This window comes from Bacillus sp. Brlt_9 (assembly GCF_051948935.1).
Classification (GTDB): Bacteria; Bacillota; Bacilli; order Bacillales; family Bacillaceae_G; genus Bacillus_A.
Map to the genome: position 1 here is coordinate 83,157 of NZ_JAYJLO010000006.1, position 22,187 is coordinate 105,343.

At 36.5% G+C, this 22,187-nt stretch carries 19 protein-coding genes and 3 pseudogenes; 7 read left to right on the top strand and 15 right to left on the bottom strand.

What is annotated here, in order from left to right; all coding sequences use genetic code 11:
* Positions 1-65: 65 nt before the first annotated feature.
* From VF726_RS22290 to VF726_RS22305, 4 genes are all read right to left on the bottom strand, one after another.
* On the bottom strand, positions 66-938 hold the full coding sequence (locus tag VF726_RS22290) for an alpha/beta fold hydrolase (RefSeq protein ID WP_440172196.1): 873 nt from the start codon (positions 936-938) through the stop codon (positions 66-68).
* Positions 939-1,152: 214 nt separating this feature from the next.
* A complete protein-coding gene (locus VF726_RS22295; protein ID WP_440172199.1) occupies positions 1,153-1,680 on the bottom strand; it encodes a DUF2199 domain-containing protein in 528 nt (175 codons plus the stop codon).
* A 121-nt stretch (positions 1,681-1,801) separates the two neighbouring features.
* Entirely contained in the window at positions 1,802-2,779 is a 978-nt protein-coding gene (locus VF726_RS22300; RefSeq protein WP_098423498.1) for a ring-cleaving dioxygenase, read from the bottom strand.
* 59 nt (positions 2,780-2,838) lie between these two features.
* A complete protein-coding gene (locus VF726_RS22305; protein ID WP_440172202.1) occupies positions 2,839-3,783 on the bottom strand; it encodes a ring-cleaving dioxygenase in 945 nt (314 codons plus the stop codon).
* 610 nt (positions 3,784-4,393) lie between these two features.
* On the opposite strand from VF726_RS22305, the gene VF726_RS22310 reads away from it, so the two are divergent.
* A complete protein-coding gene (locus VF726_RS22310; RefSeq protein ID WP_000272495.1) occupies positions 4,394-4,573 on the top strand; it encodes a DUF4177 domain-containing protein in 180 nt (59 codons plus the stop codon).
* Between the two features lie 501 nt (positions 4,574-5,074).
* On the opposite strand, the gene VF726_RS22315 is transcribed toward VF726_RS22310, so the two are convergent.
* The 6 genes and pseudogenes from VF726_RS22315 to VF726_RS22340 all read right to left on the bottom strand — a co-directional run bounded on the left by VF726_RS22315 (position 5,075) and on the right by VF726_RS22340 (position 13,859).
* Positions 5,075-6,502, bottom strand: a complete 1,428-nt coding sequence (locus VF726_RS22315) for a serine hydrolase domain-containing protein (RefSeq protein ID WP_440172205.1) — start codon at positions 6,500-6,502, stop codon at positions 5,075-5,077.
* A 292-nt stretch (positions 6,503-6,794) separates the two neighbouring features.
* Positions 6,795-7,739 (bottom strand): 3'-5' exoribonuclease YhaM, encoded by a 945-nt coding sequence (gene yhaM, locus VF726_RS22320; protein WP_440172208.1) that lies wholly within the window; start codon positions 7,737-7,739, stop codon positions 6,795-6,797.
* 41 nt (positions 7,740-7,780) lie between these two features.
* A pseudogene (locus VF726_RS22325) lies at positions 7,781-10,108 on the bottom strand (DNA double-strand break repair Rad50 ATPase); the annotation flags it as partial.
* Positions 10,109-10,251: 143 nt separating this feature from the next.
* Positions 10,252-11,383, bottom strand: a pseudogene (locus VF726_RS22330) (RNA-guided endonuclease InsQ/TnpB family protein).
* Positions 11,384-12,024: 641 nt separating this feature from the next.
* Positions 12,025-12,621: pseudogene (locus VF726_RS22335) on the bottom strand (AAA family ATPase); the annotation flags it as partial.
* Positions 12,618-13,859 carry a metallophosphoesterase family protein gene (locus VF726_RS22340; protein ID WP_440172525.1) on the bottom strand — a complete coding sequence of 414 codons (1,242 nt, stop codon included), beginning with the start codon at positions 13,857-13,859 and terminating at the stop codon, positions 12,618-12,620. The pseudogene VF726_RS22335 and the gene VF726_RS22340, both read right to left, overlap by 4 nt.
* 294 nt (positions 13,860-14,153) lie before the next feature.
* Here VF726_RS22340 and VF726_RS22345 point away from each other — a divergent pair, with 294 nt between their 5' ends.
* The gene (locus tag VF726_RS22345) at positions 14,154-14,339 is read left to right on the top strand and encodes a YhzD family protein (protein ID WP_000539551.1); all 186 of its coding nucleotides are present in this window, start codon (positions 14,154-14,156) and stop codon (positions 14,337-14,339) included.
* A 26-nt stretch (positions 14,340-14,365) separates the two neighbouring features.
* On the opposite strand, the gene VF726_RS22350 is transcribed toward VF726_RS22345, so the two are convergent.
* The gene (locus VF726_RS22350; RefSeq protein ID WP_000582799.1) at positions 14,366-14,728 is read right to left on the bottom strand and encodes a hypothetical protein; all 363 of its coding nucleotides are present in this window, start codon (positions 14,726-14,728) and stop codon (positions 14,366-14,368) included.
* A gap of 154 nt (positions 14,729-14,882) precedes the next feature.
* On the opposite strand from VF726_RS22350, the gene VF726_RS22355 reads away from it, so the two are divergent.
* From VF726_RS22355 to VF726_RS22365, 3 genes are all read left to right on the top strand, one after another.
* Positions 14,883-15,023, top strand: a complete 141-nt coding sequence (locus VF726_RS22355; RefSeq protein WP_000273536.1) for a YflJ family protein — start codon at positions 14,883-14,885, stop codon at positions 15,021-15,023.
* A 129-nt stretch (positions 15,024-15,152) separates the two neighbouring features.
* Complete coding sequence (locus tag VF726_RS22360) at positions 15,153-16,145, top strand: zinc-dependent alcohol dehydrogenase family protein (RefSeq protein WP_440172213.1); 993 nt, start codon at positions 15,153-15,155, stop codon at positions 16,143-16,145.
* Between the two features lie 117 nt (positions 16,146-16,262).
* Entirely contained in the window at positions 16,263-16,568 is a 306-nt protein-coding gene (locus VF726_RS22365; RefSeq protein ID WP_193655563.1) for a hypothetical protein, read from the top strand.
* Positions 16,569-17,310: 742 nt separating this feature from the next.
* Here the strand turns inward: VF726_RS22365 and VF726_RS22370 are convergent.
* The 4 genes from VF726_RS22370 to VF726_RS22385 form a co-directional block, all read right to left on the bottom strand.
* Positions 17,311-17,622, bottom strand: a complete 312-nt coding sequence (locus VF726_RS22370) for a YbjQ family protein (RefSeq protein ID WP_000637511.1) — start codon at positions 17,620-17,622, stop codon at positions 17,311-17,313.
* Between the two features lie 142 nt (positions 17,623-17,764).
* Positions 17,765-18,046: a DUF4028 family protein gene (locus tag VF726_RS22375; RefSeq protein ID WP_440172217.1), complete on the bottom strand. Its 282-nt coding sequence runs from the start codon at positions 18,044-18,046 to the stop codon at positions 17,765-17,767.
* 73 nt (positions 18,047-18,119) lie between these two features.
* Positions 18,120-18,650 (bottom strand): general stress protein, encoded by a 531-nt coding sequence (locus tag VF726_RS22380; protein WP_440172219.1) that lies wholly within the window; start codon positions 18,648-18,650, stop codon positions 18,120-18,122.
* Positions 18,651-18,689: 39 nt separating this feature from the next.
* Entirely contained in the window at positions 18,690-18,827 is a 138-nt protein-coding gene (locus VF726_RS22385) for a hypothetical protein (protein WP_000359813.1), read from the bottom strand.
* 208 nt (positions 18,828-19,035) lie between these two features.
* Here VF726_RS22385 and VF726_RS22390 point away from each other — a divergent pair, with 208 nt between their 5' ends.
* Positions 19,036-19,287 carry a hypothetical protein gene (locus VF726_RS22390; RefSeq protein WP_440172221.1) on the top strand — a complete coding sequence of 84 codons (252 nt, stop codon included), beginning with the start codon at positions 19,036-19,038 and terminating at the stop codon, positions 19,285-19,287.
* 204 nt (positions 19,288-19,491) lie between these two features.
* Positions 19,492-22,182, top strand: coding sequence for an ATP-binding protein (locus VF726_RS22395; RefSeq protein ID WP_440172223.1), 2,691 nt, complete (start codon positions 19,492-19,494; stop codon positions 22,180-22,182).
* The last annotated feature ends 5 nt before the right edge of the window (positions 22,183-22,187 follow it).

Consider the following 22,187-nt stretch of genomic DNA (forward strand, 5'->3'; position numbering starts at 1 on the left):
CTGCCCATAAAAGTCCGATTGGTTCAACTAATAATCAGTGAACCCCCACTGATTAAAGTTTCACTTTATTGCGGATTCTTCGCGAAGAACGCTTGTACATATTCCATAAATTCGACTGGTTCCTGGCGAAACGGTGCGTGGTACCCTTTTTCAATGATATGGAACGTACTATTCGCAAATAGCTCATGATACAGTTCACCATTTTTCCAAGGAACGCTCTTATCGTGTCGTCCCCATATAATTAAAGTCGGAACCTTAATTTTATCGGCTTCCATCGTGATGCGGCGCTCTCTCATTTTCGTAAGCTGATCATAATGCTCTTTATCGTCGCGACTATTTTTTACCGCATTTTTATTGTAATCTGCAATCTCTGTTACAGTTTGTAAGTCTGTCGATAATGGCGGCACTTCATAACTTTCTTTTTGCTGGAAAGACTCTATTCCTGTAGAATCTGCTAACACGAGATGCGTGACTGCATCCGGATATAAATACGCTAAATTTAGAGACATCTCTCCGCCCATCGAATGACCAAGTACTGCGAATTGATTGTATCCGAGTTTCTTCATTAGTTTATAATATAAATTCACCTGCGCAGGAAACGAATACTGAAAATCAACCGGCTTCGAAGAACGTCCAAACCCTAAAATATCAACTGCTATAATTGTGTGGTCCTTTACAAGTTCCGGATAAATATCACTAAATCCATCAGATGAACCACCAAACCCGTGAAGCATAAGTAAAGGTGGTTTCCCCTCGCCAATTTGCTTAAAATAAATCGTCTGCCCATCAATCTGTGCCATACTCTCTTTCGTATGCAGCTTCATCATAACAGTATCTTTCACTTCTCCAACCTTCGCAATCGGCTTATCAACAAAGTTACATACGATAAGCAAAACGAGCACAATACCGCTAACTAAATAAAACTTAAACCGTTTCAACATTCCCGTCTCCTTTCTCTTGTTGCTATTTAAAGTTTTTACATTTTTTGGTTGTTTTATGATTAATTTTAATTGTAACTACAACAGTTACAATTATATTAAAAAAATATTACTCACTGCCATTAGTAATAGTTGTTTTGTAACCATTATAGTTACGAACGAAAAGTAAGTCAATTATTTTATTCCATATAATAAAAAAAGCGCTGAACAAATATCAGCACTCTTCCTCATCATCCTCGTTATTTACACACAGTTGTTCCGCTATTTCTTGTACCCGTTCCATCGTTATTCCTTCTCTAAACTCCACTGCTAGAGGATGGTCTGTCGGCTCCAGTTCAATATAAGGACGAATGCCATCCGCTCTCGGATGAACCATCGTTTTTAAACTGACTGTTTCCAGCTCATATGGTAAATCCGTCGAAAGCCAACCAAACATCGGCTCTAATAATTGTTGTTTATCCCAGAATTCATTCACCTTATCAAAATTCGCTTCACTTAATGAAACCCATACACCCCATATGAAATGCTCATCTGTACCAATGATAGGAATTTCAATACTCCCTCGAATGAAGAAATGTTCGCCATCCATCACGCATAAATCATCGTTCATTTCAAATCTATCTTCTCGCTCTTCAGGTTCGGCATCATAATAATAAACAGGAGCTGATGATCCATAGCTCGTTGGAATTTCTTCATGATATGTATCGCAGCATCTACAAGTATACCCACTAATTTTCGTCATTCTATTCCTCCATCAGTTTTACATACATTTTAGCAGAATACTTATAAAGCGAAAATAAAAAAAGCAAGCAATTCTAGCGATTCGCTAAAACTACTTGCTCTCCTACTTACTATCTCTATTGTTACTCTTTAATAAATTCCTTCGTGCTTCTCACTGTATCAATTGGACGAACTAATTTTTCAATTTCTTCACGTTTTGGCTCTAAGAACGGAGGTAATGATAATTTTTCGCCAAGTGTTTCGTATGGCTCATCTCCCATAAATCCTGGGCCGTCTGTTGCGAATTCAAATAAAATTTGTGGTGCAACTCTTGCGTATAATGACTCGAAGAAGTGACGGTCTACATAACCAGATGAAGGAAGCCCTACGCTACTGATTCTCTCGATCCATTCTTCTAATACAGCGCGATCTTCTACGCGGAATGCAGCATGATGCACTGTACCAAAACCTTGTCTTGCTTCTGGAAGAACCGTATTATGTTCTACGATGACAGATGCACCGTTTCCACCTTCGTTCACTTCAAATAAATAGAATTCTCCTTCTTGCGCAATCTCTTTAAATAATAGAACTTTCTCTAACACTTCTTTGAAGAAGCTAAAGTTCGCAATGCGGATAAATACAGGTCCTAAACCAGTAATTGCATATTCTAATGGAACTGGACCGTTTTGCCACGGTGTACCTGATTCTATCCCGTTATCTAATTCATCAGAGATTAATTGATAGTGTTGGTCATCAAAGTCAACGAAAGAAAGAGTTTTCTTACCAAATTGCTCTTTAATTCCTGTATGTTCCACTTCCAGACGGTCAAAGCGTTTTACCCAATACGCTAATGCTGCATCAGTTGGAACACGGAATGAAGTTTTTGAAATTTCATTTGTACCGTGTACTCCTTTTGGAATACCTGGGAAGTCAAAGAATGTCATATCTGTTCCTGCACTACCTTTATCATCTGCAAAGAATAAATGGTAAGTTTGAATGTCATCTTGGTTTACTGTTTTTTTAACTAAACGCATTCCTAAAACGTGAGTGAAAAACTCATAGTTCTTTTCTGCACTACTTGTAATTGCTGTAACGTGGTGAATTCCTTTTAATTGATTCATTTTATATTCCTCCAATGGTTTTAAATTTTATTTTATTTTATCTTTTCTCTTCTCTTCTATTACTTCTCTTCAATAGGTGCTAAATTCGCTTCAATCTCTGCACGCTGATCTTCTAGGAACGGTGGTAAATCAAGTTTTTCTCCTAAATGTTCCACATCTCCATCAACTGTAAATCCTGGTCCATCTGTCGCAATTTCAAATAGGATTCCGTTTGATTCGCGGAAATATAAGCTTTTAAAATAGAAACGGTCGATGATTCCTGAAGACTGGAAGCCTCTTTTTATTACCTGTTCTTCCCAATAAGCAAGCTCTGCATCATTTTTCACACGAATTGCTAAATGGTGAATGCTACCGCGGCCCGGTTTTTCAGTAGGACCATCTAAATATTTCACAACGATTTCTCCAAAAGCCTCGCCTTTAATGGATTGAAAAATCGCTTCCTCTTCGCTGCGGCTAACCTCTGTATAACCAAACATCTCTGTAAGTGTACTCGCCATTTTATCAAGTCTACGAACTGTCATTTCCACAGAACCCATTCCTTGAATTTGATGCTCTGCAGGAACTTCTGATTTCTCCCAAGTTTCCCAGTGCTCCACTTTTTCTCCGTTTGAAACGAGTAGTACTAAGCGAAGACCTTCAGCATCCTCAAATTGCAAAGCAGAACGATTTGCATATGTTGTCATTTCACTATGTTTCACACCAAATTTCTCAAATCGTTCTTTCCAGTAATGCAAGCTTTCCTCTGAAGGAACGAGTAATCCAATTCGAGTGATCGCATTCGTACCGCGGTACGTTTTCCCTACTAAAGGCATTTCAAAAAATGATAATTCTGTACCCGGACTTCCTGTTTTATCTCCGTAAAATAAGTGATACATAGACGGATCATCTTGGTTTACTGTCATTTTCACACGGCGTAAACCAAGCACGTTTTTATAAAAATGGTTATTCTCACTTCCGTTTTTTGTAACCATTGAAATGTGATGGTGCCCTTTAATTTCATACATTGATAATTCCTCCGTTTCATTTTACTAGTCAAGTGATACCTAAAAAATAATATGCTTCTTAGCTTTTTAATTTATTCTCATTATGTTTTTGTAAATTCATCTTAGTTTTTACTGAATACGTTACTTTTTTTAATCGAAAGCAACTGAGTGTATGTTTTCCATATGACTCAATCGCTTTCGTTACTATCACTTTACAACTCAAGTGATTAAAAAGCAAGAGATTTATCTCAAATTCGAGATATTTTTTTATTGCATAAAATTTCGGACTAAAAACACAAGAAATTTTTGGTTTGGAGACATTATAAAATTCATAAGTTGATGGATGTAGGATATCGCCAGCATTAAAAAAACACGCTAAGAGTATGCAAGGTTTTATACAGTTTTTCAGCTAATCCAGTAACAAACAGAAATCTTAAAATCCCCTTCAGGATAGGAATGTATAGATCCATAGAACGTAAAAAGGAGGTTCACTTGTGAGAACAGGGTTCCTCCTTGTCCTTGCTACCGATAATGTTACGTTATATTAACTGAATGCGAATACCATATACATCTAAAAATCATAACAAATCGATTCTTCGAAATGGTACAATTAGGAAAAGGGGGAAAGGATATGTACGATTACAAATTCGTGAAAGTCGAAGTTAATAACTGGAAAGGGGAACCTAAAGAAGATTATAAGCGTATTATTGCCGAACATGCTGAAGACGGTTGGAAATTTGTTCAAATCTTTGCACCATCAATCGCAGGATACGCGCAATATTTTGAGATTATCTTCGAACGAATCAAATAACCCCTTTCGAGAACGAGAGGGATTTACTTTGAATAACATACAAAAAGAACTGAAATATTTGAGAATCTAATTGTTCTAAATTTAACTTATAAGACAAATAAGCTAATATTAATAAACTTCCAATAACGAGAATTATATAAATAAGCTGCCCATATGGACAGCTTATTGTATTTTTTCTGAAATGCTGGCGTTACTCAACTAAAAAGTTGATACGCTCCCATTCTAGTGGCAAGATATGTTTTATTTGTTCTTCGTTACACCCATGCGTACTTCTTAACTATTTTATTTCATTTTTAATAAAGTGAAACTTTAATCAGTGGGGGTTTTCTTCATCCCCCACTGATTATTAGCCCTCACCAATCGGACGTTTACGGACAGCCCGACTCCCACCTAACTTCTTTGCTTTCGCTGAATTTGGAGATGTGGTCTTACTGCTCATTAAAGCGGGATAAATCGAAATTTAATTACTTAACATTATGCTTATCTTGGGAGCTAGGTATTTTATCGGTGAGTGTATACAAACCATGTAATGCTTGCTGTTAATAATGTTGACGAAATCAAAGCTGTAAGAACACTATATGTTTGCCAAATAAGTATTGTTGACCAATCGAAAGCACAGCACAGTATACCCAGGGCAATCGTAGCGGTCAGGAAAATAACTGTTACGGTTATTCTCTTTTTTGTCATTGGCTGCTGATTATTCGTTTTCCTTCTGCGTAATCCTAAGAGAAATAGCAAAACGGCCAATAGGCAAAGAATAATTGTGATAGACGACAAAATGATATCCAAAAGCTGTGTGCCACTTATTTCATATGACTGAGTTAGATTGCCTTCTAATATATCTTTAACTTTTAGTACCATATTTATATTTGTATTTGTGCCGTTGCTCAGCAAGGAGACGGCTGTTCGTTCATTTAGCAGTATGACTACTTCGGTTCTGAAATTTGGATTGCCCCCAGTGTGTTCTATAATCGTTTGTTCGGCGTTTACGGACCAGCCTGCCGCATAATACATACCGTTGACAGCCGAAACAGACATATCACCCCTATGTGATTTTTCGATAACCGTGTGAAATATTTCGGGTATGTCCTGCACGATACCCATCTGTATGCCCATCCAACGCGCCATATCTTTTGTATTAGAAATGATGTAGCCTGCGGGTTTATTCCCAGCATAATCCGGGGCTTTAAATGGAGTTGTCATAAAAAAGGAAGAACGGTAGCCCTGTGCCAACTGTCCAGTGGCTTGAGCATCTTCTTTATAAACATACGTCTGGTGAAGACCTAACGGCTGAAATACCTGCTCCTTCATAAAGTCTTCATAGCTTTGTCGCGACACAATCTCAATAACCAAACCCAATACGTCATAATTAACGGTTCCATAGTTATACTGTTCACCGGGAGGGAACGCCAATTCAGCATCCACGAGCATTTCCACAGTCTTTTGCAACATATCCGGTGTATTGCCTTGTGGAATATTTTGAAGATGCCTAATATTTGTTAGACCACTGGTATGGTGAAGAAAGTTATTTAGTGTAAGACTTTGCATATCAACAGGTTTCCCTTGATACTTTAATGTAAACCAAGGTAAATATTTTTGGACAGGGTCAGTCATTGAGAGCAGCCCTTGCTCTTCCAATAGCATAATACCAATACCGGTAAAGGCTTTACTGACCGAGGCTAACTCATAGAGTGTATTTTCACTTGCAGACAACCCCTTTTCACGGTCTGCATACCCTGAAGAAAAGTAGAACACTTCATCATCAGCAAGTATCGAGATTGACATTCCCGGCACACCTGATATACGACAGGCATCATCTAGCAACGCTTGTATTGCCGCAGATTGCGAATCTGACAACGCATAACTTTGTGTTGCGAATCCTGAGAATAATATAAATATCGTTAATACAAAAACAATAATCTTTTTCATAAACTCTCCTTTTGGGAAAATTATAAGAGAATAATATAAATAACCTCCTTTTACAACTACGAAACTAAATTTTAATTTATCTTTCTATTCACCTATATAATATCAAATAATTGCGAATAGTTACATTTGAACGAACAGATGGATGTAATTTGAAACAACTTTAAAGAGCCTTACTACGTAGAATGTAGTAAGGCTCTTAGCTTTTAATAATCAAAATTCAATAACTTTATTATCATTATACAATAGCCCCACTAAGCTTTTAACACTTAATGAGGCCATTTGATTCACATTATTAATTATGGAATGTCGGTTTATAGAACGAACGATTATCAAGTGCAAAGACACGCTCTGTGTATTCGCCTGGTTTCGTGCGTCCTAATGCACGGTCCATCATGTTCATTTTTGCATCTAAGTTATCGATGTAGTGCAGAATTTCTGCTTCTTTTACTAATGGAGGTTTTGGGCTACCCCATTCTGCTTTTCCGTGGTGAGACAGAACGATGTGTTGAAGAATTAATACTTCTTCTGCATCAATTTTCAGCTCGTCTGCTGCTTTACCAATTTCGTTCACCATAATAGAAATGTGGCCTAATAAATTTCCTTCTAACGTATACGTTGTAGAAATTGGGCCAGATAGTTCGATTACTTTACCAAGGTCATGTAAAATAACGCCCGCATATAGTAAGTCTTTATCTAATGATGGGTATAGATTTGAAATAGCTTTCGCTAAATCAAGCATCGATACGACGTGATAAGCTAGTCCAGATACGAACTCGTGATGATTCTTTGTCGCTGCTGGATAGTCTAAAAATTCGTTTTGATGCTTATTTAATAAATGTCTCGTTAGACGTTGAATGTTTGGGTTTCTCATTTCGAATATGTATTGCGTAATTTTCTCTACCATATCTTCTTTTTTCACTGGTGCTTTTTCTACGAAGTCTGAGATATCCGTTACTTCATTTTCATTCGCAACTCGAATTTGTTTCACACGTAATTGAATACGTCCTTTGTAGTTTAGAATGTCACCAGCTACTTTGACGATTGTTTCCGCTACATATTGTTTCTCAACTTCTGGTGATACGTCCCATAGCTTCGCTTCAATATCTCCACTTGGATCTTGTAAGATTACTGTTAAAAACGGCTTTCCATTGCTTGCTAGACCTTTTGTCGCTGTTTTAATTAACAAGAAAACATCGACTTGTTCACCAACTTCATATTCTGCAATTTTCTTTTTCATTCGAATTCCTCCACCATATCAGTTACTTTTAGTATAGCACACTACAACTCATTTTCTTTACGCTTACGCACTAATTTTATAATCTGTTTTTCTGTAAAATACGTTAGTAAATGCGCATGACATGTAAAGAAGATGACTTGTCTATCTTGCGCAATTTCCTTTATGAGTTCAATTGTGCGATTCGTCCTTACCGCATCAAAATGCACGAAACTATCATCAATAATAAATGGATAATCATGCTCAAATGTTTTCGCTAACGCAAATCTCAGCGATAAATATAACTGTTCCGCTGTCGCTTGGCTTAGTTCATGACTGTAAAAACGCATACCGTCGTTACGCTCAACGATAAACGGCTCTGCCTCTGACGGGGAAAAGATTTTACTATATCGTCCGCCTGTTAAATAAACGAAATACTCTTCTGATTTTTGTAAAATACGAGGAAGATGTACTTCGTGATAATATTGCTTCGTTTTCGTTAACACTGTTTTTGCCGCCGCATACGCAGCCCACTTCTTCACTTGTTCACGCACTTGCGCTTTTTTCATTTCCCACTCATGCAGTAAATCGCCGTACGTACTACCTTCTTCTAAATTCGCAATTTCCATACGATGTTTCGCAATACGCTCTGTCAGTTCTTTTTCCTTTGTAAGACAGTTTTGCGCAGTTGTCATTTCTTGCTTTAATTTCTCATCATAGCCGTCAGCTTCATAATGTTCAGCTAATGATAAACTCGTTAAACGCTGTTCTAATAGATCAATTTGCGGTAATAAACGCCCGACTTGCTTCTCAGCATCTTCACGTTTTTCCGCCAGTTTACCTGCTTCTAAAAACATCTCTTCATCTGTAGCATGTGCGATATGCCATAAACTATCTCGTTCTACTAACAGTTGTTTTACTTGCTCTTGCATGAACGCATATTCTTCTTGCCATTCAGCAAGCTTCTCTTTTAGCTGCTTACAAGTTTGGCGCTTTTCTTTCTCATTTTGCATACGGCTTTGCGCCTCGTGCAGCTTACTATACTCCGCACTACCGATAACAGTTTCTAGTTTATGTTCAAATTGCGAAATCATTTCATATAATGAAGATTTGCGAGCGCCTTGTTTCTCTAACTCACGATATAATTGCTGCATTTTTTCCGTGCGCTCAAACGCCGGCAATATGTGCGCATACGTATAAAATTCAGGGAACATATAGCGCATTTTATACACATTTACTTGTTCGCTCATGCGGAACGTTTCTCGCTCCCATTCCTCATACGATGAAACGACTTTATCATACGCTCGCTCCATTTGCTGCAATTTATATGACTCACGCTCAAATAGCTTCCGAATCTCTTCATCTTTTTCTAGCTCATAGCGCACAGACATCGCTTCTTCACTTTGTCTCCCGCCAGCACTTTGCTGAAGAGTAAGAAGCTCTTCTTGTAGCCCACTTGACGGATCTTTATATAAAACAAGGGCAAGAACAATCGCTACAAAAATAATGACACTAATAAATAACAGCGGGCGGTTGTCTATAAATAAGCTTGTAAATAAAACGACTGTGTTAATAAGAAGTAACAGAAGACAAATTCTTTGCCACTGTTTTTTCTTTTGCATAGCCGCGCCCGCTTTTTCCTCATACTTGCGCTTCATTCTCTCTGCGCCCATACCGATAAACGCCGCATCTTGGAACGACTTCTCTTTCTCAGCTAACGCATTTCGCTCTTCATCCGCTAACATTTGTTGCTTAATCTGCCTTATATTTTCTTCTTGTTCTTCTAACTGCTCCTGCGCTACTTTAAAACGATCATCAAGCTGTGCTTTTTGCGTTTCTAATTCACGCGCCTTTTGCACTGCTTGCGTAATTAACTCTTTCGTTGCCAAACTCATATCAAACGAAAGAACTGTTTCTTTTTCAAAAGTAGCACCGATTTGTTGCTCTAGTTCTGTCAGTTCTTCTTTTATATTCGTAATAATCCCTGTCAGATCACGCATTTCTTGTCGTGCATTTTCGTAAGACATATGCTGCATACGAAGTTCTTCTACATAACTTTCTTTTTGTAAAAACTCTTCATCTACTTGAATCGATTCCATTTCCGATTGCACATTCTCAATTTTTTTATGGAGTGAATCCACTTGCAACTGAAGCGGCTCCATTTTCGCCTTAATCGCTTCATAACGCGCCATTCCGTTTACCGGAAACTGCCCGCTCTCGTTTTCTAACACTTTCTCGTGCGCACGCTTTTCAATAACGAGAGGCTCTAGCGCTGCTAATATTTCATAATCTTGCTTTCGTTTTTCTGCACTCTCTTTTTCTGCGCGAACAGAAGCAAGCTTCTCTTCACTTTCTTTTAACTGTTCGACCTGTTTTTCATACGTGCCAATTTTCCGATACGATAAACTTAACTAAATCTATACAATTCAATCAAATTTACACAAGTTAGTGCTTCAAAGTGTTCTCGCAGCCCCGAAGGGACGAGGGGTATAACACTCCACACGAGGCAGTATCGTTACCTCCTATTATCAAGCATTTATTTTACCCATCTTGATAAATTTATCGAAGCATTCAAATCCCTATCGTGATGGCTATTGCATGGAACACAACGCCACTCACGTATTTTTAAACTCCACTGTCCTTCTGGTTGAACGGAATGGTCGTATTTCACGCCGCAACATGAGCAAATCTTGCTTGAGGCGAACCATTTATCAGCTTTTACATACGCAATGCCATACTTCTCGCACTTGTATGATAAACATTGAAAGAAGAAGTTTAATTTTTGAAATAAAAATGCTTTCGATAGTTTTTTGTTTTTTAACAGGTTTGAGATAGATAAGTCTTCCACAACAATCCTCATTGGTTTGGTTTTCACCAATTTAGCTGTTGCTTGATGGATATGGTTATTTCGGATATTCTTAATTTTCCTAGATAACCGCAGGTGCTCAGCTTTCGCTTTTTCATATCCGGCAGATTGAGTTTTTACACCTTTTTTAAATCTCCTAGACATATCTCTTTGCGCTGACTTTTTCCTTTTCAAAAGTTTTTTAACCTTGGCATCTTTGTTTATATTTCGTTCTTTCGTACCATTAGAAGCTACAAACAGCTCTTTTAAACCAACATCCACACCAATCGACTCATTTCGTTAGTTCTTGTGATTCAAAGGATTCTTGGAATCCTACACTAATCCACCAGTGACGACCATCAAAGGTAACTCTTGGATTGAATGGTTTTTTGTTTCTTGGTAGTTGTTGGCTTGTTTTCACTTCTCCAATAGACTGAATATGAACGACTTTCTTTCCTATAATCAGTCTTTCATAATTGGCATAAAATCCTTGGATTAAATCTTTTTTTGATTTATAAGAAGTGTGATACCCATTTTTGTACTTTTTGAACGAATGTTTTCTCGCCTTATCAAAATCTTTTGAAGCCTGTTTGGGAACTTGTGCGTTGATGTCATTTAACCACTCATATCTCTTTCGCTTCTTGATCTTTGTAAATCGTTTCTGTAAAGCTAACTGTGAAACAGATTTTCCAAATAGCTTATAGTATCTATCACTCATTCTTTTACAATAGTTATAAGCGAATCTTGCAGCACCGGCATGGTTTCTAAGCACTTGTTCTTGTTCAGGCGTTGGAATCAGTCTAACTTTCTTCGCCAATATCATTAGAATGTAACTCCTTTAATGAAAGATTTGTTCTTCTGAATAGTAGCGTGTTCCACCAGCATTCTCCTGAGAGCACTCGGATGCAAACCTGTTAATTCTGATACTTGACTAACTCGTGAAAATTTCATTATTATTCTTACCTCATTGAAACCGCCATAGCACATACATTCTATATATTCAATGAGGTTTGATAGATTTAATTAAATGTATCTCGTTCAACTAAGGGCGCAATTCCTTAGCCAGTTCTCTTATGAACTTCTCATGTTTTCACATGAGCGCAGACTATATGTTTATCTCTTTAGAGATAGAGGATTTTTCCACCACCATAGGCTTGTGATGTACTCTCGTCAGTTATACGAGATAGTCGTTGAACGTTCATCTTATCACTTTTGACTTAGATGATTCGAGGCGGAAGACCCATTGTTCTAGTGTTTAGGATTTAACCTTGCACCATCTGATTGATTTTTTCTGCTTTCGCGACATTCACGCTCGCCATTTCTAGCCACGTTGTAGTTCAATCAGCTTTAGGGATTGCCCGCAGTTAACCCTCACTACTAGCCAATCACTTGACTAGCAGGGCTTACTGATATATTTAATTAACTTTGGTTATAATTGGTTAAATAAATTGTAACAGTTAGTTACCCTTGCCACTCTTTCATCTTCTCTTCAAGCTTCTTCATTTCTTGCAGTGACACGTTAATTTCAGGTTTACGCCCGCTCGGCTTAAAGCGCTGATCCATTTCTTTTTCTAACTTTTTATCTAGCAATAATAATGCATCACTTCCGACTGCGCTTGCTGAAAATAAATAATTGCCGATATCTGCTTCCCCTAGCTGATGAATGTTTTGAAGACCGTGCATATCAAATGAAAAGACAGATTCAAATAAACTTTCATTCATCCCGCTTAATATGTCGTGTAAAATTTCTTCGCCGCCCGTTTTCCCGTCTTCAAAATAAACGGTCACCTCGCCTGCTGCCGTCTTTGGTAACCGTTCAATTTTCAAACGACCGTACTTCTCTGTTTCCACAGTCATCGCACCGCCATACTTGCCGCCTTCTTTCGGCTCATAACGTCGCTGTCCTCTCGTCGGAAAACCAAATAAAATACTTTTCATAAATGAGCGAATTGTCGATTTCCCCGCTTCATTTTCACCGTATAAAACAGTCAGCATTGACAGATCCATTTCCACATTTTCTAATTTTCCGTACCCATAAATATGGAGTTTTTCGATTCTCATTTCTTATCCCTCTCTTGCTGGAATAATTGCTCTAAAATAATATTTTCCGCTTCCTTTTGAATCTCTTTCTTCTCTTCTTCAGTAAAAGATTCAATACTATTACGCGCTACAGGAGATGTCCAAATCGTGCGCAACACGCCGTCCATATTAGTGAAAGCTTCTAACTCTTTTAGCACACTACCGACGAAATGATTTTCTTCTTTCAAACGCTCGATTTCCGCAAACGAAACCGTCTCATTTTTCCACTTCATCGCATATACAAAATCTTTTCGCTCTTCTCCAGCTGCTAAAATATGAAAAATCTCTTCTACGCGCTTTTCATCACGTAAATATGGAGATAGTGATCCCTGTCCTGTAAATATGACAGTTAAAAGCGTCCCTTCTTCTTCTCTTCGGAACTCATTCATCGCACTTGATATCACAGTCATAAGTTCATCGACAGTTTCAAGTCCATCAATACTCACTTCCATCTCATCCCACACAACATCTGCCGTATGGAAAAATGAACATTGAGACACTTGTTTCGTAAGTTCAATCAGGTATGCACCCTTTTCCCCTGTTTCCTTACGATGACGTCCTTGTATATTCCCTGGATAAATCATGTATGGCTCTTCTGATAAAATTTCACGTTTATGTATATGGCCAAGAGCCCAATAATCAAACTGCTTTTCTTTTAGTTCACGAATTTGAAACGGTGCATAGCGATTATGCTCTGCATCTCCTTCCACACTTCCGTGAAGCATGCCAATATGAAAAGGCGCATCACTCATTTTCGTATACTGCGCTGTCATATTATCCGTTACCGCTTGCTGCAAATAACTAAACCCGTAAATAGAAGCTACTAGCTCACCATTTTTATAAAACGATTTCTCTTCTACATAAGGCTCTGTAAACACATGAACATTTTCCGGAAACTCAATTGCTGCCCAGCTTCCGCCTAAATGATCGTGGTTACCGTGAATAATAAAAACAGGGATATCGTACTGCGACAGTCTCTCCATTTGCTCGCGCACAAACACTTGCGCTCTCAAACTTCTCGTCTCCGCATCATACAAATCCCCAGCTAGCAATACGAAATCAACGCGCTCTTGAATCGCTTTATCAACAATACGTTCGAACGATTCAAACGTACTCTGCTTCATTCTCTCCCAAACAGACTGCGGTACATTCATCTCCATCCCTTTAAACGGACTATCCAAATGCAAATCAGCCGCATGTATAAACTTCACTTGTTTCACAAATAACGATCCTTTCCTTTTCCGTACTTTACTACGAATAGTAAATCTAGTGCTCATAAAACTTCCACTTTACCCCGTATTAACGGGCAGTAGACAAAGAAGCTAATCTGAAAGTTAACTGCCCATAAATACCCGATTGGTGAAAGCTAATAATCGTCGAGGATGAAAAGACTCCCCGACGATTAAAGTTTCACTTTATTTTACCACGCAATGTCATATATTTCTTTGCATATTCTAGTGATTTATGCCAAAATAGTTATAAGATTCTGATTTTTATTATTGGAGGGAATTTTCATGGGAGTATACGTTCTAACAGTCTTTGAAAAAGATGGTTCAAAAGCATTGGACGAATCATTCGAGGCGGCAACTGAAAAAGAAGCGAAAGCAAAAGGTGAATCTATTTTACAAGAAAAAGGATTGTATGAAAAAACGCATCGCTGCACATCTTCTGCAGGTAAGCTCGTTTTATTCCAGCGCTAAAAAAAGAAGCGTCATCCGCTTCTTTTTCACTCTACTATATCTTCGTCACACCACGTAAACACCACATCTAGAATACGATTACCGATACGTACGCGCTTATTCCATTTTCCTGTTTGGATCTGATGTTGCAATTCTGCTTTCATCTTTTCCGTCCAGTCGTGAATCGTTTCACTACCGTCGTACGGATATACGCTTGGAAACTCTTTCTGCAGTAGATGCAAGCTCTCTGCATCAAAATGAAAATGGAAGAAGTAGTTTGCTGTAAGCGATGGTTCTTGCAATCGTAAAAAATGATCATCAACTTGCTTTCTATTTCTATAGAAAGTAAAGATATTCACTTTACCGCTCGTAATTTGGTCAATTTGAATTTCGTGCTTCTCTATAATCACGTCTTGTCCACCTCGTTATATACTACCTTTAGTATATATGTCTTTTGCAACAAAGTTAACCATTTTCGCGCGAAATTCATTTCCTTCATTATATTACCTGTACCTCCATATGCAATCAGAACAAATAAAAACAAAGTTGAAGGGGAGCGATTATATGTATTTCGGAAGCAAAGGTTGGTATGTAAAAGAACTTAAAAAATTAGGTATTCGTACTTATGAAGGTAAAAAACTAGAATCGTATCGTACGCATGTGTTATCTAGTTTACTTGAGAGAATGAAGAAAGCTTCGGCTTAATTGATGTAGGAAGCAACTACGGTTGCTTCCTTTTTATTTTGCACATATCCCCTCCTACATGTAAATGAAACAAGCAATTGAACTACAGGTGTTATAATAAATCCAACTACACTAAGGGGGAACATTACTTTGCACGGAAAACACATTCAATTTCACAAGTTTGGTAACCCAAAAGATGTATTACAAGTTGAATATAAAAATATAGAACCATTAAAAGAGAATGAAGTTTTCGTTCGTATGTTAGTTAGGCCAATTAATCCATCTGACTTAATTCCCATAACCGGAGCGTACGCTCATAGAATCCCTTTACCTAACATACCTGGTTATGAAGGTGTTGGTATTGTAGAAGATGTAGGCGCGGGCGTTACGAGGGAGCTTATCGGTAAACGTGTTTTACCGTTACGCGGAGAAGGTACTTGGCAGGAGTATGTGAAGACATCAGCTGATTTTGTAGTCCCTATTCCGGATTCCATTGATAATTTTACAGCGGCACAAATGTATATTAATCCTCTTACGGCGTGGGTTACTTGTACAGAAACGTTGAACTTACAGAGTAATGACGTTTTATTAGTGAATGCTTGCGGATCCGCTATTGGACATCTTTTTGCGCAGTTATCACAAATTTTGAATTTCCGATTAATTGCTGTTACAAGAAATAATAAACATACAGAAGAATTACTGCGCCTTGGTGCTGCATATGTAATTGATACTTCCACTACCTCGCTTTATGAAACTGTTATGGAGTTAACAAACGGGCTCGGTGCGGATGCTGCAATTGATTCTATCGGGGGACCGGATGGAAATGAATTAGCTTTCTCCCTACGTCCAAACGGGCACTTTTTAACGATCGGTCTTCTATCAGGTGTACAAGTTAACTGGGCAGAGATTGTCACGAAAGCAAAAGTGCACGCGAACATATTTCATTTACGACATTGGAATAAAGAAGTATCACCATATAAATGGCAAGAAACGTTTCGTCACTTAATTCGCTTAGTTGAAAATAAGCAATTACGTTTTATGAAAGTACATTCTACGTATGATTTAGCGGATGTGAAAACGGCGGTTGATATTGTGCAGTCTGCTGAGAGAACGAAAGGAAAAGTGTTTTTGACGAGTTATTAACTACAATTGAAAGAGTCTTTTTGATTGGCCTTTTAAATAGACTAGGTAGTACGTTTAGGAATACCTAATTGTAAGTATCTGGTATAATTAGGTTAAACGGTGAAAGGAGACTCTAACATGTGGTTACTTACGGCAATTGCGCCTGTTGTAATAATTGGAGGAATTGTATTATATGTAATAAAACGAATGGAACGTAAATATAACGAAGGAACATTAGGTAAGAAAAAATCAAAAGAAGCTCAAAATTTATTAGATAGTTTAATACCTATAGGAATGCTTGTTGGCTGTATAATTGGTTTGATTTTCGGCATGTTTTTCCCAGACTTCTCCCTGCTTTCAGTTAGTTTAGGAGCTGGAATAGGTTATTTATTTGGTTATTTCGCCTATGAAATTTATAGTAAGACAGGAAACAATTTTTCCTAATCCAAAAAGAATAAGCAGGACAGTACATAGTAGTGATATAAAATATATACTGTCCTTTATTTTTGCATCAACACTATCACCTTACCTTCCACATCCTATACACCTTTTTGATTGATTTTCCTCTCCTCCCTCTTTTGTATATTCGCTTTTTTGTTTTCATTGGATCTATACCCATAGTAAAGTAGCGCACATGTAATAACTGAACCTACGATATAGCCTAAAAAACATCCTAACCAAAACATAATGTACTCGCCTCCATTCATTATAAATTTTATGTAATATAACGCTTTACATGCTCAATCATTTATTTCTATAAACTATACACTCTCTAAACCTATTCATACCATTATTTCTCTCCTTACCTCAAATAACAATTTTATTATTTGTCACAATGTTAACACCTTCGTTAAACATATATAAAGATTGCTGTATTTTTTACTTTTCTCTTTGAAAACAATATATACTACATTTGAGATAAGCAAGTGTGTCAGTTTATTTCCAAATTCCCATACAATACCCCTCACGAAATGCTAGGCGCAATCCTAGCATTTTTTACAATAATGTTTTGCTCATTTTACAAATATGTACAGTATAGTTTTTTCAACTTATAGCTCGCCGCCATTATCTTATTTTTTCCCACTTATAACACTCCATCAGCTCTTCTTCATGTTAATTTTAGTCATGAAACAAAAAAATCCCCTCAAAGCATAAACTTCAAGGGGTGAGCCTGTTTTTCATTTACTTATATACGTACAGCTGTACCACTTACAGCAACCATTAACATTCCATCACGAACAACTTCATAATCTACGTCGACGCCAACGATAGCGTTCGCACCTTTTTGTTTTGCAAGTTCTTTCATTTCATCCATTGCGATATCACGAGCTTCTTTTAACTTGCTTTCGTAAGAACCAGCACGACCACCGACAACATCACGAACAGAAGCGAATAAATCGCGGACAATATTTGCACCCATAATAGCTTCACCATTTACAATATCGATATACTCAATAATTTCTTTACCTTGAATTCCAGACGTTGTTGTTACAATCATGACTGACACGCTCCTAATAAGTTGTAGTTTTAATTAGCTTTCTTATGTCTTTATTATGACATGGAATAAGTAACGAATCTATTGAATTACCTTACAGGAATGTGACAGTTTTGTAAGAATAAACCGCGCATTATGTTTCATTTTAATAAAGCGCTTTAACATTAGGATACATAAACGATTCCCTATTTTCTTTCCAGTCGCGTTCTACTTCTTTAAAAGTTGGTCTTCCTAATTCTTCATTGTTTTTCTGTTTGCGAAACCATTTCTTCACATACTTCTCTCCATTTTTATTTTGGACTGTGCAAAGGAAGCTATTACTACTATCCTTTAATATTTTTACAATCACAAATAGACACCACTTTCCTTTTAAATAATAGAATAGAACTTGATCTTTTACTATAAGCCCTTCCTCTCTTATAGTCATACGACTCCTCGGCCGCGCCAAAGTTGTAAGATCAAAAAACGATATTCACTATATTTAATATACGAAGTACATATTATTTATAGAAATCAGAGTTATACGCATTGTGCTTATCAAATATTTTATAAATTTCTAACTTATCATCTAATGTTGCATCTACTAAAATTAATATATTTCCATCGTGAATGTATTCTTCATATTTCTTAGCATGTTCCTCAGGAATGCCTAATCCGATAAATGCTCCTATTAAACTTCCAGCTCCTCCGCCAATACCGGCTCCCCCAATAGCTGCTGCGATAGGTCCCGCTGCTACGATTGGACCCATTCCAGATACGGCAAGTACACCAAGACCTGTTAATAAACCACCGAGTCCGCCTGCTACTCCTCCTGCTACGAGTCCTGTCGCTGAAAAGATATCCGCTTTATGTGCAGTTTCATGATTCACTTTTTCACCCGATTTTTCTTCCAGATGTTCAATTTCCTTTTGATCCTTCGCAATAGCTGAAATGTTATCAGCTGCATATCCTTTATCTTTTAATTCATTAATGACGAGTGCTGCATCATCAATTGTTCTAAAAACACCTACTATTTTTCTATCCACATTCATAACTAGCAACCTCCTAAAGTTTTATATCATCTATCTTTATTACTCTTCGTTTTTATATACACTAATTTTTTTATTCACATAACCATTTACGAAAAACGCCAATAATAAAAGAATTACAAGAGAACTACTTAACAAGTAAATGAAATCAAATGTAATGTCCGTTATCATTTTATCCATATGTAACAGTCTCCTTTTTATTTAAAGTAAAAGTATAAAACCTTACAATTCATCTTCGTTCAATCTCGTTATAGTACATGTATACCCTTTCCAACTCTTTCTAAACGTAAAAAACTATAATTATATTTTTTAAATTTTATATGTTTAACATTTTTTAAAACGGGTATGTTTATATTGTTATGCTTACTATATGGAAAGGAATATTTCGATGAATGCAATTCACTCTACTACTATTTTTTATAATGAAACACCTACAATAACGCAGATTCATCATTTTTATGCTTTAATGACAACATTTCAAACGAATGTATTTATAAGTAAACACGGAACACTTACTTCTATTAAAAACTTAAGCACATTAGTATCCTTTTTCCTTACTATCAAAAAAAGAGAACTTGTATTATTTATCTTTGAAGGAATAGATGCAAAAAAAGCTTTAAGAACACTCTTTCCTGCTTAAAAGTTTTATGATCCCCCTATTCCCTCGATTGTTACTTTTCATATATAGTTTTATATTTCAAAATGATTTCCTCTATGAAAAACGAACCCCCTAATACAATAGGGGGATTTCTAGTTTGGCCTTACGAAAACTGATATAATATATATTACGTTTTCATTCTTTACAATCGAAAACTTTTAATAATCTTGAAGGTAGGAATTTTTAATGGACTCGAAAGCAAAATTTAGTATTCGTTACAAAATTATGGCTGGTTATTTAGTTATCATTTTGTTCTTACTTATTTCTTTCATTATGTTAAACAATGAGATTTCCAATTTACAAAAATCTCGTAATTTTATTATTGATCACGATTTTAAAGTTCTTAATTTAACGAATCAAGTGGAGAAAGATTTACTAACAATTGAAAATAAAGCGAAAGGATTTATCACTTCTAATGATGCAAGTTACGTTCAATCCCTTAACGCTGCGGAAAAGGATTACGAAAAACATTATCAAGATCTTCTTGCTCTATTAGAGGATAACCCCTCTCAGCAAGAAAAATTAAAACAGATTAATGAAAACATTATTAATTGGATTAATAAAGAGATTCATCCACTAGTTACAAATAGCAATAGTAATAACGTACAAGCAATCGACACGACTCAAATTCAGTCATTACAATCGCAGCTAACGAACTTCCGTAGTGTAGAGGAACAACTAACGAAAAAAAGAGCTGCACAATTAGATACTGAAAATAATAAATTAGAGATTTGGTTATACAGCTTATTGTTCTTACTTTCTTGTATTTCTATTATCATTTCACTTTATATTTCGAATTCCATTACAAAAACGATTAAAAATGTAATTCAAGCTATTAAATCCATTTCTTCGAAAGAAAAAATTACGGAAAGAATTCATGTAAACACCCATGATGAAATAAAAGATCTTGCGCATACAACGAACCATCTACTAGACGAAATATCGAAAAGAGAGTGGCTACAAACCGAGCTTGCAGAGTTAATTTTAATGTATCAAGGTGTATCTTCTATTGAGATGCTAGGTAACAAAATTTTGAGTGGCATTATACAAAAAACGCAAACTTCTTGCGGTGCATTTTATGTACGTGAAGAAATTGAAGAAACTGTCTACTATGTAAAGAAAGCTTCTTTCGCAGATCAAAGTTCTGATGTTGGAAAACAATCCATTAAAATGGGTGAAGGTTTCATTGGACAGTCTGCTTTAGAAAAGAAAAGCTTTATTCTCAGGGACATACCTGGAGAGTTTCGTTACGTTACTACTGGATTGTTAGAAATACGCCCTCAAAACCTATTAGTCATCCCTATCTTATTTGAGGATGAAGTAATCGCGGTCATGGAGTTAGTAAGTGTAACTGAGATTTCAGACTTACATCAAGATTTAATTCAACAAACCGTTGATAACCTTGGTTTAACAATCCATAGTATTATGGGACGTATGCGAATTCAAACCCTTTTACATGAATCACAAGCAATGACAGAAGAGCTGCAAGTTCAATCAGAAGAATTGCAAACGCAAGCGGAAGAACTACAAATGCAAGCCGAAGAATTACGAACAACGAATGAACAATTAGAGTCTAGAACGGAAGATGCGGAGCAGAAGACAACTGACTTACAAATCGCTAAATCAGAATTAGAAGAAAAAGCAAGTGAGTTATTACGTAGCTCAAAATACAAATCAGAATTTCTAGCAAATATGTCACATGAATTACGCACACCGTTAAATAGTATTTTACTATTATCTGAAATGTTAAAAGAAAATCATGATAATCATTTATCCGATGATGAAATTGAATTAGCAACCGTTATTCATTCATCAGGGAAAGATTTACTTACTTTAATTAATGACATACTAGATTTATCGAAAGTAGAAGCCGGGAAACTAGATGTGATTTTTGAAGCAACAAATATAAGTGACATGGCAGCAAGTATGCATCAAAACTTTTTACATATAGCTGCACAAAAAAATGTTAAATTTACGATTGAAGACAGTGATACGATTCCTGATCTGTTTTATACAGATGCAAAGCGGATTGAACAAATTATTAAAAACTTATTATCCAATGCATTTAAATTCACGGAAAAAGGATCTGTCTCTTTACATTTCGATTCAATAGAAGCAACTAATTTGAGTCATGATATGCAGTCTATAAGTAATGATTGGATGACAATTTCGGTAAAAGATACTGGTATTGGTATCGCTAAAGAACAGCATCAGCTTATTTTCGAAGCCTTCCAACAGGCAGACGGCGCAACGATTCGGAAATATGGTGGTACAGGCTTAGGATTATCTATTTGTAAAGAGTTTGCTAGATTGTTAGGTGGTTGGATTACGTTAGAGAGCAATGTAGGAGAAGGCAGTACTTTCACCGTATATATCCCTAACCTTCCAAATGGATTAACTGATATGCAAGTATCCAACTTAGAAGTCGCAGCAACGGTAGATGAAGTTATCCCTGCTGAAGTTGTTGAGGAAACTATCGTTCTTCCAGAAACAAATAACGTCTTCCAAGAGAAAACCATTTTAATTGTCGATGATGATCATCGAAATATATTTGCATTACAAAATGCATTAAAAAAACAACATGCCAACATCATTACTGCACAAAACGGCATAGAGTGTTTAGAAATACTAAAAAACAATACAAATATCGACCTTATCTTAATGGATATTATGATGCCAAATATGGACGGTTATGAAACGATGGAACATATCCGAATGAACTTAGGGTTACATGAAATACCTATTATCGCATTAACTGCTAAAGCAATGCCAAATGATAAAGAAAAATGTTTATCTGCTGGCGCTTCAGATTATATAAGTAAACCATTAAATTTACATCAACTCTATTCCGTAATGAGTGTATGGTTAATAAAATAAGTGAG